This window comes from Nocardioides sp. QY071 (assembly GCF_029961765.1).
Taxonomy (GTDB): Bacteria; Actinomycetota; Actinomycetes; order Propionibacteriales; family Nocardioidaceae; genus Nocardioides.
In genome coordinates this window covers 841,799-854,304 of sequence record NZ_CP124681.1, presented here as the reverse complement: position 1 = coordinate 854,304, position 12,506 = coordinate 841,799, and the positions used below count along the sequence as shown (strand labels likewise).

Here is a 12,506-nt window from a genome sequence, read left to right as displayed (position 1 = left end):
CCAGCAGCGTATACCGCAGCCTCCAGGCATACCTTAATAGTTATACCTGGGCCCGCTTTGGCATTGGTGGTCCAGGTCTCACTCCGAGCACAGTTCTCGGCATGAATCCCCCGGCTTCTCCGGCCTCCCGGCCCTCGGACTGGAGCGACGCACTCACGTCCGGTGCCGTCAGCGTCGTCGACCTGACCGCCCCGCTCTCCTCCTCGACCCCGGTGCTCCCCCTCCCCGAGGGCATGGCGCCGATCCCGCGCTTCGAGCTGGAGGAGCTCGCCAAGTACGACGAGCGTGGCGAGACGTCGTACCAGAACGGCATCCACACCGGCGAGCACGTCGGCACCCACTTCGACGCCCCTTGCCACTGGGTGACGGGCATCGAGCACGGTGACGTCTCCCAGGTCCCGGCGCAGCGGCTGGTCGGGCCCGCGGTGGTCATCGACAAGACCGCCGAGGTCGCGGAGGATCCCGACTACCTGCTGACCGTCGAGGACGTCCAGGGCTGGGAGAGCGCGCACGGCAAGCTCCCGGCGGGGTGGCTCCTCTACCGCACCGGTTGGGCCGCCCGGTCCCACGACCAGGACCTGTTCCTGAACGCCGACGACAGCGGACCGCACACGCCCGGCGTGACGCCGGAGTGCGCCCGGTGGCTGGCGGAGGAGACCGCGATCGTCGGGTTCGGCGTCGAGACGGTCGGCACGGACGCGGGCCAGGCCTTCGGCTTCGAGCCGGCCTTCCCCGTGCACACCCACCTCCTCGGGGCCGACAAGTACGGCATCACCCAGCTGCAGAACCTGCACCTCCTGCCCGTGACGGGCACGTTGATCGTGGTCGCCCCACTTCCCATCGTCGGCGGGTCGGGCAGCCCTGCCCGCGTCCTCGCCCTGGTTCCCGGCAACGCCTCGGAGGTGGACTGATGCTGGTTCGTGAAGCGATCGGCGAGCAGCTCGTCGACCTCGGAGTCCGCGTCGCGTTCGGCGTCGTCGGCAGCGGCAACTTCCACTACACCAACGCGCTCGTGGCGCACGGCGCCCGGTTCGTGGCGGCCCGCCACGAGGGCGGAGCCGCCACGATGGCCGACGGCTACGCCCGCATGTCGGGCGAGGTGGCCGTCCTCTCCCTTCACCAGGGCTGCGGCTACACCAACGCGCTCACTGGCATCGCCGAAGCCGCCAAGAGCAGGACCCCGCTGCTCGTGCTGACCGCCGAGGCGACCGAGCCGACGTCCAACTTCTTCATCGACCAGGCCGGTATGGCCGAGGGTGCCGGAGCGATCGCCATGCGGGTCCGCTCCCCCGAGACCGCCCTGGTGGACGTCGCCCGCGCGTACGCCACCTGCAGGAACCAGCAGCGCACCGTGGTGCTCAACGTCCCCATCGACGTCCAGGACATGGAGCTGCCGGCCGATGCCCGTCGGCGCGCCTTCGCCCCCGTCGGTATGCCGCAGCCCTCACCCGAGGACATCGCCCGCTTCGTCGAGCTGATCCGCTCCGCCGAACGCCCGGTCTTCGTGGCCGGCCGCGGCAGCCGCGCGGAGGGCGCGAAGGAGGCCCTCCGCGAGCTGGCCGCCGTCTCGGGCGCACTGCTCGCCACATCAGCCGTCGCGCGAGGGCTCTTCAACGACGACCCCTGGGGCATCGACGTGTCCGGCGGCTTCAGCTCCCCTCTGACCGCCGAGCTGGTCAGCAGCGCTGACCTGGTCGTCGGCTTCGGATGCGCACTGAACATGTGGACGATGCGGCACGGCAAGCTGATCGGAGAGCACGCGAAGGTCGTCCAGGTCGACATCGACCCCGAGGCCATCGGCCGCAACCGCGACGTGGACCTCGGCCTGTGGGGTGGCGCGGCCGAGACCGCCCGCGCCACCACGGCGGCCCTGCGCGAGACACCCCGCGACGACCCGGGGTACCGGACGTCCGAGGTCGGTGAGCGCATCCGCTCCTCATTGCGCTGGAACCAGGTCGACTTCACCGACCAGACGGCGGACGGTCGGATCGATCCCCGGACCCTGTCGTCGGAGCTCAACCGGCTCCTGCCCAGCGAGCGCATCGTCTCGGTCGACTCCGGCAACTTCCTGGGTTACCCCAGCATGTACCTCGACGTCCCCGACGAGTACGGCTTCTGCTTCACGCAGGCCTTCCAGTCGGTCGGGCTGGGACTGGCCACCGGTCTGGGTGCAGCGATCGCCCAGCCCACCCGGCTGCCGGTCGTCGGTGTCGGGGACGGTGGGTTCCTGATGGGGATCACCGAGCTCGAGACCGCGGTCCGGCTCGAGGTGCCCCTCCTCGTGGTGATCTACAACGACGCCATGTACGGCGCCGAGGTGCACCACTTCGGATTCGACGGCCCGCCGCTGGACGCCGTGGTCTTCCCCGACAGCGACCTCGCCGCGATCGCGCGCGGCCACGGCTGCGAGGCGATCACCGTTCGCGAAGCCGCGGACCTGGCTCCGGTCAAGGACTGGGTCTCGTCCGGTCCGACCCGGCCGCTGGTCATCGACGCCAAGGTGCTCTCGCGCGAGGGCTCCTGGTGGCTGCAGGAGGCGTTCGGCCACTGAGCCGGACCGAGGACTGGAGGACACATGGAGAGCAGGCAGCCAGCGGTGCTGACCGCCACCGAGAAGGTCGGCGTGGGGACACGTACGACCGTCGTCAGCGCACGCCCTCGAAGGCGGGTGCTGCGCAGCGACCGAAGCGTCGAACGCGCCGTCATCGCAGGACGCGGCACGGCCGGGGTCGTGGGATTCCTCGCCCTGTGGGAGGTGGTCGCCCGGTACGACCTGCTTCCCCGCGACGTGCTTCCGGCGGCGTCGACGACGGTGGCCAGTGCGGCCGAGCTCGTCGGCGACCCGGTCTTCCTCGACCAGATCGGCGCCACGTTGTGGGCGGCCTTCGTCGGCCTCGCCCTGGCGATCGCGATCGCCGTGCCGGCGGGACTGGTGCTCGGGCTGTCCGACCGGCTGCATGCCGCCACGGCCACCGTGGTCGAGCTGCTCCGACCGCTGCCGCCCGTCGGCCTGGTTCCCCTGCTGGTGCTGGTCGTCGGCCAGGGTCTGGAGATGAAGGCGGCCGTCGTGGCCCTCGGATGCGTCTGGCCCTTGCTCATCAACACCATCCACGGCGTGCACTCGACGGATGGAACGGCGCGGGCCACCGCTCGCTCGTTCGGGTGGTCGCGGCGCACCGTCGCCCTCCGCGTCGTGTGGCCCTCGGCCGTGCCGTCGGTCCTGACCGGCGTGCGGATCACGGCCTCCGTGGCCCTCATCCTCTGCGTCGGTGCGGAGTTCATCGGCGGGAGCCGTGACGGGCTCGGCAGCTGGCTGCTCCAGCAGAGCATGCTCCCGGGCGGCATCGACACCGTCTGCGCGGGCGTCGTCGTCGCCGGCGTGCTCGGACTCCTCGTCAACGCCGTCGTCACGGCACTCGAACGCCGCTTCGCCGGCTGGGCACACCGGGAGGACTCGTGAACACCTCTGTCACCGGGAACGAGCGGATCCTCCGGATTGCCGTGGGCTGGGGCGCCGCCGTCGTTCTGCTCGTCGCCTGGCAGCTCGCCACCGCACGCTCGGAGTCGCTGTTCTTCCCGACACCGCTGGAGATCTTCAGCGACGTACGGGAGCGGTGGCTCTCCGACGGCCTCTCCGGCGGCATCGTGACCGACGCCTTCTTCGTCGACATCACGCCGAGCCTCCGCCGGCTCCTGATCGGCCTGGCGATCGCGTGGTCGGTCGGCATCACCCTCGGTGTGCTCCTCGGGCGGGTCCCGGTGGTCGCCCACACCGTCGAGCCGATCCTGCACTTCATGCGCGCGCTGCCGGGTCCCGTGCTCCTCCCGCTGGCGCTCGTGCTGGTCGGGACCGGAACGACGATGCGGGTCTCGCTGATCGCCTTCGGCGCCGTGTGGCCGGTCCTCTTCAACACCTACAGCGCCGTACGACGAGTGGCGGAGGGCTACATCGAGACGGCTCGGGTGGCGCGGGTGTCACGTGTCCGGGTCCTGTTCCAGGTGATCCTGCCCGCAGCCAGCTCGGGCATCTTCGCCGGGATCCGCGTCTCGACGTCGCTGGGCATCATCCTGCTGATCGCCTCCGAGCTGGTCGCCGCTTCCGACGGCATCGGGTTCGGCCTGACCCAGGCCCAACGCTCCTTCCAGTTCCTACCCATGTGGTCGTTCATCGTCGCCCTGTCGCTGCTCGGCTACCTCTCCAACCTCATCCTCACGGGGGTCGAGTCCGGCGTCATGCGCTGGCACCGCCTCCAGATGTCCGTCCAGGACTGACCCGGCCCGAAAGGCTCCACGATGTCCCACGCACTCCTCGAGGTCGCCGACCTCCGCCACACCTACCGCACTCGCCAAGGCGACCAGACAGTCCTCGACGGCGTCAACTTCGAGGTCCGGCGCGGCGAGTTCGCCTCAATCGTCGGCCCTTCCGGCTGCGGCAAGACCACCCTGCTGCGCACCCTCTCAGGCCTGCTCCGGCCCACGCACGGGACGATCTCGCTGTCAGGGGAAGTCATCACCGGCGTTCCCCAGGGCCTCGCGATGGTCTTCCAAGACTACCGGGCGTCGCTGTTCCCCTGGCGACGTGTCGGGGCCAACGTGGAGTTCCCCCTCCTGGGCCGAGTCCCCAAGGCCGAGCGGCGTGCCCGGACAGCCGAGTCGCTGGCCGCGGTCGGCCTGGCCGACGCCGCCGACAAGTACCCGTGGCAGCTCTCCGGCGGCATGCAGCAGCGTGTCGCCATCGCCCGGGCCCTGGCGATGCGCCCCGAGCTCCTCCTGATGGACGAGCCGTTCGCCTCGGTCGACGCGCAGACGCGCTCCGACCTGGAAGACCTGCTGCTCCGCGTGCGGGAGCAGTTCGACGTGACGATCCTCTTCGTCACCCATGACGTGGACGAGAGCGTCTACCTCAGCACTCGGGTGCTGTCCCTCAGCAAGGCGCCGACCGTCATGACGGCCGACGTCCCCGTCCCGCTCGCCTTCCCGCGGGACCAGATCCGCACCCGAGAGAACCCGTCCTTCGTGGAAACGAGAAGCGAGGTAGCCCGACTGATCCGACAGGCGTGTCCCGGTGGCCTGTCCACCGCAGAAGCCCCTCACTGACACCACGCCGTAGGGCCAGCGACTAAACGCAGCCCCGCGTCCGCGACCTTCGCTGCCACTTGCGACGAAGAAGACTTCAAAGGAGTTACACCCATGAACCTGGGCACCAAGCGACGACTTGGCGTGCTTGCGCTCACGCTGCTGCTGGCGGGCGCGACCACCGCCTGCGGCAACGACGACGCAGCCACCGCCGACGGCCTCACCAAGGTCACGCTCTCCATCCCCCCGGTCGGCGACTCGCTGCCGGTGTACGACGCCATCGCGAAGGGCTACTTCGCCGACGAGGGACTCGACGTCGAGCTCACCCCCGCCGCGAACGGCGCCACCACCATCAACGCCCTCGTCTCCGGGAGCACCGACCTGGCCCTGGTGTCCTACCCCTCGCTGATCACGGCCAAGTCCTCCGGCATCCCGGTCACCATCGCCGCACCCGCGATCGCCGGGACGGAGGAGTACGCGGCCGGCCTCTATGTCCTGGCCGACTCCGAAATCCAGAAGCCCGCCGACATGGTCGGCAAGAAGATGGCGACCCCGTCCTTGGGCTCGGTCGGCGACATCTGGTTCCGCGGCGTGCTGCTGCAAGAGGGCCTCGACCCCGACAGCGTCACCTTCGTGGAGATTCCCCAGGCCAACATGGCCGCCGCCCTCGAGGCCGGCGACGTCGACGGCATCTTCCAGACCGAGCCGACCCTCAGCGCCACCCAGGCCAAGCTCGACGTCCGCCTCGTCGGCTACCAGGAGGGACCGCAGGGCCTGTTCGCGACCTCCGAGAAGTACCTGGGCGACAAGCCCGACGTCGTTTCTGGCTTCCGCGCCGCGCTCGCCAAGGCGGTCGACGACATCGAGGCCGACCCCCACGGCGTGGCAGAGGCGATGATGCCGAAGTACACCGAGATGAGCGCGGACGTCGCCGCCAAGATGCGGCTCCCGCACTACCAGGTCGACTTCGACGCCGCGGGCGTGCAGAAGGTCATCGACCTGATGGTCGAGGTCGGCCTGCTCAAGGACTCCATCGACGCCGGCGACCTCTACAAGGACGCCAGCTGAGCCCCTTTCGTCGGGATCACTGACGAACGTCCCCACCCCCACCAGCGCGGGCCGCGCCCTGACCGGCGCGGCCCGCCGGAGGAGACCCGATGTCCCACCCCCACCGCGACCACGTCGCGATAGTCGGCGCCGCCGAGTCGCCGTACACCCGTCACCCCAGCGCGGGCACCACGACCGCCGGAGTCCTGCGCGACGCGGTGGTCCGCGCCCTGCGTGACGCGGGCCTCGAGCCGCGCGACGTGGACGGGCTCGGTGTCGCCAGCTTCACCCTCGGCCCGGACCACGCCATCGACCTCGCCTGGCGGCTGGGCCTCAACCTCCGCTGGCTCATGCAGGACACCAACGGCGGTGCGAGTGCCGGAGGGATGCTGCAGCACGCGGTACGCGCGGTCGAGGCCGGCGACGCGTCGGTCGTCGTGCTGGTCGCCGGCGACGCGATGGACAACGCAGCGCACACCCGGCTGGTCAAGGCCTACAACCAGGCGACGGTCGACCACCTGGCCGACCTGCCGATGACGGGTCCGAACGCCCTCTTCGCGATGCTGACCCAGCGGCAGATGGCCGCGTGGCAGCTGGACCGGAGGGACTACGGCGACCTCGTCGTCGCCCAGCGCGCGTGGGCAGGGCTCAACGAGGGAGCCGTCTACCGCTCACCGATGACGCTGGAGCAGTACCTCGAGGCCCCGCTCGTCGCGTCCCCGCTCGGCCGCTTCGACTGCGTTCCGCCGGTGACCGGTGCGGATGCCATCGTGGTCACCAGCGAGGAGCGGGCCACCGGCCGCCGCGCCCGGGTGCTGGCGGTCACCACCTCCTACAACGCCGACAACCAGTCGGGTGACGGCATCGAGACCGCCGTCGCCCGCTGCGCCCCCGCTGCCTGGGACCAGGCAGGAGTGGCACCGGCCGACGCCGACGTGATCAGCGTGTACGACGACTACCCCGCCATGGTGCTGTCGCAGCTCGTCGACCTCGGCGTGGCCCGACCCGAAGCCATCCAGGGCCTCATCACCGAGAAGATCGCCACCCGGCGCCTGCCCGTCAACACCTCGGGCGGCCAGCTCTCCGCCGGCCAGGCAGGCGCGGCGGGCGGCATGCATGGCGTAGTCGAGGTCGTGCAGCAGCTGCGCGGGCGCGCGTCCGGCCGGCAGGTCGATGCACGTATCGGCGTCGTCACCGGCTACGGCATGGTGCTCTACCGGCACGGGTCCTGCGGCAACGTCGCGGTGCTGGAGGCGGTCGCATGAGCCTCCACGTCCAGCGCTGCCGCGGCTGCGGCGAGCACCTCTTCCCCCGCCGCCTGCTGTGCCCCGGCTGCGGGCACCAGGACTTCGCCGACGTGCACGTCGAGCGGGGTCGCGTCGTCGCCTCGACGCAGACCGCCGACGGCACGACGCTGCTCACCGTCGTGTGCGAGGGCGACCTCCACGTCGTGGCGCGACTGGTCGGAGCTCCCGAGGACCTTCCCCTGCAACGGGAGCTGCCGCTCACGACGTCCCCGACCGCGCCGGGCCCTGCCGCCTACGTCCCCGACCCCACGCACGCAGGCGCAGACGACGGCGACGATCCCCGCCGACTCCCGCGGGACACGCCGCTGCGCGAGTGCACGGTCCCGGGCATGCTGGTCGCCCGGGCGGCCCTGACGCCGGAGGCTCCCCTTCTCGTGTGCGGAGACGTGCGCCGCACCGCTGCCGAGATGGTCGAGGCCGTCGCGCGTGCAGCGGGCGCCCTGTCGGCGCGGGGGGTCGCCGCGGGGGACCGGGTCGCCTTCCTCGTCTCGAACCGGGTGGAGCTGCTCGACGTCGTGCTGGGCTCGGCCTGGCTGGGAGCAGTCGCGGTGCCGATCAACACCGCCGCGCGCGGGACCCAATTGCACCACATCCTCGCCAACTCCCAGGCTCGGCTCCTGGTCGTCGAGGCCGACATCGAGACACACCTCGACGACCTCCCGCCGCTGCCGGACCTCGAGGCGCGGTGGGTCCTGGGCGAGCAGACCGAGCCGATGGGCGAGCCCGTGCCACCCGCAGCCGCGGCGCCCGGCGACCCGGCCGCGATCCTCTACACCTCGGGCACGACCGGCGTCTCCAAGGGAGTCATCTGCCCGCACGCGCAGTTCTGGTGGTGGGGCAACAACGTGAGCGACCAGATCGGCATCCAGCCCGACGACGTGCTCCACACCTGCCTCCCACTCTTCCACACCAACGCCCTCAACGCCTTCAGCCAGGCCGTCGTGAGCGGCGCGACCTACGTGCTGGGCGGTCGCTTCTCGGCGTCTCGCTTCTGGACGCAGATGGCGGAGAGCGGCGCAACGGTGACGTACCTGCTCGGCGCGATGGTCGGCATCCTCGACAGCCAGCCGCCGTCGGACCGCGATCGCGCCCACCGGGTGCGGCTCGCGCTGTCACCGGCGACTCCCGGCCGCCTCCTGCGGCCATTCCGCGATCGCTTCGGTGTCGCCCTTCTCGACGGCTACGGCTCGACCGAGACCAACGCGGTGGTGGCCACCCGGCTCGGCGAGGAACGACCCGGGTATGTCGGGACGCTGCAGCCGGGCTTCCGGATGCGGGTGGTCGACGCCGACGGCGCTGACGTACCGCCGGGCACCCCGGGCGAGCTGCTGCTGCGAAGCGACCAGCCCTTCGCCTTCGCCTCCGGATACTTCCGGATGCCCGAGGCGACCGCGGCTGCCTGGCAGGACCTGTGGTTCCACAGCGGCGACCGCGTGTGCGTCGAGCCGGACGGGTCCATCCGCTTCGTCGACCGCATCAAGGACGTGATCAGGCGTCGCGGCGAGAACATCTCCTCCCTCGAGGTCGAGGACGTGCTGCGCGCCCACCCCGCGATCGCGGAGGTGGCGGTGTACGCCGTCGACTCCGAGCTCGGCGAGGACGAGGTCATGGCGGCGGTCGTCGTGAAGGACGGCGCAGACCTCGACTTCGAGGAGCTGGTCACGTTCTGCGGACCACGCCTCGCGGCGTACGCGATCCCCCGGTTCCTCGTCCGGCTCGACGCCCTCCCGCTGACGGAGAACGGCAAGGTCCGCAAGCCGGAGCTCCGCAGCCGCGGGACCGACGGCGCCTGGGACCGCCAGCCACCTCGCCCGACGGCTCCCCACTCGGCCCCCACAGAACGGACATCCCATGCGTGAATACAAGAACTTCATCAACGGCCGGTTCACCGACGGCGCCGAGGCGTTCGCCGACATCGACCCCGCGACCGGCCAGCAGGTCGCCTGGGTGCACGAGGCCGACGCCGGCCTCGTCGACCAAGCCGTGCGTGCGGCGCGTGCCGCGCTCGACGGGCCCTGGGGCCGGACGACCGTCCAAGAGCGCTGCACCCTGCTCCGCCGGGTGGCCGACGAGATCGACCGGCGCGCAGACGACCTCCTGGCGGCCGAGGTCGCCGACACCGGCAAGCCGGAGGCAGGAGCCCGCGCCCTCGACATCGCCCGCGCGGCCGCCAACTTCCGCACCTTCGCCGACGTCGTCGGCGCCGAAGGCGTCGAGTCCTACCTCCAGGACCTCGGCGACGGCCGACAGGCGCTGAACTACGCCGTCCGCAAGCCCCTGGGCGTGGTCGCCGCCATCGTGCCGTGGAACCTCCCGCTCCTCCTGCTGACGTGGAAGCTGGCGCCCGCACTGGCGTGCGGCAACACCCTGATCGTGAAGCCCTCCGAGGAGACTCCCGGCTCGGCGACCGTGCTCGCCGAGGTCCTGGCCGCCGCAGGCGTTCCCGACGGCGTCTACAACGTCGTCCACGGGTTCGGCAGCGGATCCGCTGGCGAGCACCTCACCAGCCACCCGGGCATCGACGGGGTAACCTTCACCGGCTCCACGGCGACCGGTGCCGGCATCATGAAGACGGTCGCGCCGCGGATCCGGCCGGTGTCCTTCGAGCTCGGGGGCAAGAACGCCGCCCTCGTCTTCGCCGACGCCGACCTCGACGCGACGGTGGCCGGGCTGACCCGCTCGGTGTTCGCCAACACCGGACAGGTCTGCCTCTGCACGGAGCGCGTCTACATCGAACGGTCCGTCTTCGACGAGGTGACCGCGCGGCTCGTCGCCGCCGCCGAGGGCCTGCGCATGGGTGCTCCCTCGGATCCGGCGACGACGACTGGCCCGGTGATCTCGCGGGGCCACCAGAGGAAGATCCTCGACTACCTCGAGCTCGCCGAGCAGTCCGGCGCCAAGACCCTGACCGGAGGGCGAGCCGCCACCCCGGGCGGCGCTCTCGACGGCGGGTTCTGGATCGAGCCGACCCTGTGGACCGGTCTGGACGACGGCGACCGCGTGGTCCGCGAGGAGATCTTCGGCCCGGTGGCGGCGCTGATGCCGTTCGACACCGAGGAGGAGGCGGTCCGCCGGGCGAACGACACCGACTACGGGCTCGCCGCAGCGGTGTGGACGTCCGACCTCCAACGCGCGCACCGGGTCGCCGCGCAGATGGAGACCGGGATCTCCTGGGTCAACACGTGGTTCCTGCGCGAGCTGCGCTCGCCCTTCGGCGGCATGGGGCTCTCCGGCATCGGCCGCGAGGGCGGCCGGCACTCGCTCGACTTCTACACCGAGACCACGAACGTGTGCGTGGCGCTGTGAGCGCGCCGGAGGCACCCGCGCTGGTCACCGGTGCCGCGGAGGTCCTCGACACCGCGCAGCAGAGCGCCACACCGGTCCGCACGACGCAGGCGTGGCCCGAGCTGAGCCTCGAGGAGGCCTACGCGACCCAAGCCGCGCTGCTCTCCCGCCGGCGCGCCCGCGGAGAGCGGGCTGTGGGCCTCAAGCTCGGGTTCACCAGCGAGGCCAAGATGCGCCAGATGGGCGTCGACGAGCTCATCGTCGGCCGGCTCACCGACGCGATGCAGGTGGCGGACGGTGGCGCCCTGGCCCTGGACGCCCTCATCCACCCGCGGGTCGAGCCCGAGGTCGCCTTCCTCGTCGGCACCGACGTCGACCTCGCCAACCCGGCGCTCGACCTCGCGGACTCCATCGTGGGCGTCGCCGCCGGTCTCGAGATCATCGACTCGCGCTACGACGGTTTCCGCTTCGACCTCCCCCGTGTGGTCGCGGACAACACCTCGGCCGCGCGGTTCGTGGTGGGGCCCTGGCGTGGGCTCGACGAGGTCGACCTCGACGACCAGGCGGTCACGATGCGCATCGACGGGGAGGTCGTCGCCAGCGGTACGACGGCGGCGATCCTCGGGCACCCGCTGCGCACCCTCCCCCGGCTGGCCGCCCTCGGGCGCCGTTTCGGGCTACAGCTGCCGGCAGGTTCGGTCGTGCTCGCCGGCGCCGCGACCGAGGCTGTCGCCCTCCGACCGGGAACGGTCAGCGCCGAGGTCGCGGGGCTCGGAGCCGTGGAGGTGTCCGTCGTGGCGACGGCCGGTGAGAGGAGCAAGCAGTGAGCGACGCCTTCCTGGTCGAGACCAAGGCCCGGCCGCGCGGCCGCTTCCCGCACGCGCGGCGTGCGGGCGACCTCCTCTACATCTCGGGCACGAGCAGTCGGCGTCCCGACAACACCTTCGAGGGTGTCGAGGTCGACGAGCTCGGGACCACCCGTCTCGACATCCAGGCCCAGACAACTGCCGTAATCGAGAACATCCGCGACATCCTGCGCGCCGCCGGCGGCGACCTCGCCGACCTGGTCCAGGTGACGTCGTACCTGGTCAACATGAATGACTTCGGTGGCTACAACGAGGTCTACGGCACCTACTTCGACGAGACCGGACCGACGCGGACGACCGTCGCCGTCCACCAACTGCCCCACCCCCACCTGCTCATCGAGATCCAGGCCGTGGCACACCTACCGGCCACCACCCCCCAGGAGGAAGCGCAATGACCCAGCCGACCACGTCCGTCACCCCGCCACTCGACTTCATGGGGTGGATCCGCGAGCACGAGGCGGAGCTGAAGCCGCCCGTGAACAACCAGTCGATCTTCACGGGCAAGGACTTCATCGTCCAGGTCGTCGGCGGTCCGAACCAGCGGACCGACTTCCACGTCGACCCGTACGAGGAGTGGTTCCACCAGATCAAGGGCTCGATGCACGTCGACGTCATGACCGCGGAGGGCAAGGTCACGGTCGAGATCAAGGAGGGCGAGACCTGGCTCCTCCCGGGCTACCTGCCCCACTCCCCGCAGCGCCCCGAGGCCGGCTCGCTCGGGGTCGTGATCGAGCGGGTCCGCGAGGAGGGAACGCTGGAGAAGTTCCAGTGGTACTGCCTCGAGTGCTCAGGGCTGGTCCACGAGGTCGAGCTCCAGGTGCGCGACATCGTGGCCGACCTACCGCCCGTCTTCACCACGTTCTACGAGGACGAGAAGGCCCGCACCTGCGAGCACTGCGGCGCCCTGCACCCCGGGAAGGGGTGA

The 12,506-nt window shown here is 71.1% G+C and carries 12 protein-coding genes; all 12 read left to right on the top strand.

The window, feature by feature from the left end; translation table 11 throughout:
• Nucleotides 1–101 precede the first annotated feature (101 nt).
• The gene (locus QI633_RS04030) at nt 102–911 is read left to right on the top strand and encodes a cyclase family protein (protein ID WP_282428189.1); all 810 of its coding nucleotides are present in this window, start codon (nt 102–104) and stop codon (nt 909–911) included.
• Nucleotides 911–2,551, top strand: coding sequence for a thiamine pyrophosphate-binding protein (locus QI633_RS04025; RefSeq protein ID WP_282428188.1), 1,641 nt, complete (start codon nt 911–913; stop codon nt 2,549–2,551). The genes QI633_RS04030 and QI633_RS04025 overlap by 1 nt, the downstream gene beginning before the upstream one ends.
• Nucleotides 2,552–2,575: 24 nt before the next feature.
• Entirely contained in the window at nt 2,576–3,460 is an 885-nt protein-coding gene (locus tag QI633_RS04020) for an ABC transporter permease subunit (RefSeq protein ID WP_282428187.1), read from the top strand.
• Entirely contained in the window at nt 3,457–4,272 is an 816-nt protein-coding gene (locus tag QI633_RS04015; protein WP_282428186.1) for an ABC transporter permease subunit, read from the top strand. Before QI633_RS04020 ends, QI633_RS04015 begins: the two co-directional genes overlap by 4 nt.
• Nucleotides 4,273–4,293: 21 nt before the next feature.
• A complete protein-coding gene (locus QI633_RS04010) occupies nt 4,294–5,097 on the top strand; it encodes an ABC transporter ATP-binding protein (protein ID WP_282428185.1) in 804 nt (267 codons plus the stop codon).
• 93 nt (nt 5,098–5,190) lie between these two features.
• Complete coding sequence (locus tag QI633_RS04005) at nt 5,191–6,144, top strand: ABC transporter substrate-binding protein (protein WP_282428184.1); 954 nt, start codon at nt 5,191–5,193, stop codon at nt 6,142–6,144.
• Nucleotides 6,145–6,233: 89 nt separating this feature from the next.
• Nucleotides 6,234–7,388 carry a thiolase family protein gene (locus tag QI633_RS04000; RefSeq protein ID WP_282428183.1) on the top strand — a complete coding sequence of 385 codons (1,155 nt, stop codon included), beginning with the start codon at nt 6,234–6,236 and terminating at the stop codon, nt 7,386–7,388.
• A complete protein-coding gene (locus QI633_RS03995) occupies nt 7,385–9,289 on the top strand; it encodes an ATP-dependent acyl-CoA ligase (protein WP_282428182.1) in 1,905 nt (634 codons plus the stop codon). Before QI633_RS04000 ends, QI633_RS03995 begins: the two co-directional genes overlap by 4 nt.
• Complete coding sequence (locus QI633_RS03990) at nt 9,282–10,736, top strand: 2-hydroxymuconic semialdehyde dehydrogenase (protein WP_282428181.1); 1,455 nt, start codon at nt 9,282–9,284, stop codon at nt 10,734–10,736. Before QI633_RS03995 ends, QI633_RS03990 begins: the two co-directional genes overlap by 8 nt.
• Nucleotides 10,733–11,542, top strand: a complete 810-nt coding sequence (locus tag QI633_RS03985; protein ID WP_282428180.1) for a fumarylacetoacetate hydrolase family protein — start codon at nt 10,733–10,735, stop codon at nt 11,540–11,542. The genes QI633_RS03990 and QI633_RS03985 overlap by 4 nt, the downstream gene beginning before the upstream one ends.
• On the top strand, nt 11,539–11,976 hold the full coding sequence (locus QI633_RS03980; protein WP_282428179.1) for a RidA family protein: 438 nt from the start codon (nt 11,539–11,541) through the stop codon (nt 11,974–11,976). Before QI633_RS03985 ends, QI633_RS03980 begins: the two co-directional genes overlap by 4 nt.
• Complete coding sequence (locus QI633_RS03975; RefSeq protein ID WP_282428178.1) at nt 11,973–12,506, top strand: 3-hydroxyanthranilate 3,4-dioxygenase; 534 nt, start codon at nt 11,973–11,975, stop codon at nt 12,504–12,506. The genes QI633_RS03980 and QI633_RS03975 overlap by 4 nt, the downstream gene beginning before the upstream one ends.

Bases quoted from the DNA above. Each gene is read 5' to 3' on its own strand.
- QI633_RS04030 (WP_282428189.1), top strand. From the start codon at position 102: ATGAATCCCCCGGCTTCTCCGGCCTCCCGGCCCTCGGACTGGAGCGAC.
- QI633_RS04025 (WP_282428188.1), top strand. From the start codon at position 911: ATGCTGGTTCGTGAAGCGATCGGCGAGCAGCTCGTCGACCTCGGAGTC.
- QI633_RS04020 (WP_282428187.1), top strand. From the start codon at position 2,576: ATGGAGAGCAGGCAGCCAGCGGTGCTGACCGCCACCGAGAAGGTCGGC.
- QI633_RS04010 (WP_282428185.1), top strand. From the start codon at position 4,294: ATGTCCCACGCACTCCTCGAGGTCGCCGACCTCCGCCACACCTACCGC.
- QI633_RS04005 (WP_282428184.1), top strand. From the start codon at position 5,191: ATGAACCTGGGCACCAAGCGACGACTTGGCGTGCTTGCGCTCACGCTG.
- QI633_RS04000 (WP_282428183.1), top strand. From the start codon at position 6,234: ATGTCCCACCCCCACCGCGACCACGTCGCGATAGTCGGCGCCGCCGAG.
- QI633_RS03995 (WP_282428182.1), top strand. From the start codon at position 7,385: ATGAGCCTCCACGTCCAGCGCTGCCGCGGCTGCGGCGAGCACCTCTTC.
- QI633_RS03990 (WP_282428181.1), top strand. From the start codon at position 9,282: ATGCGTGAATACAAGAACTTCATCAACGGCCGGTTCACCGACGGCGCC.
- QI633_RS03975 (WP_282428178.1), top strand. From the start codon at position 11,973: ATGACCCAGCCGACCACGTCCGTCACCCCGCCACTCGACTTCATGGGG.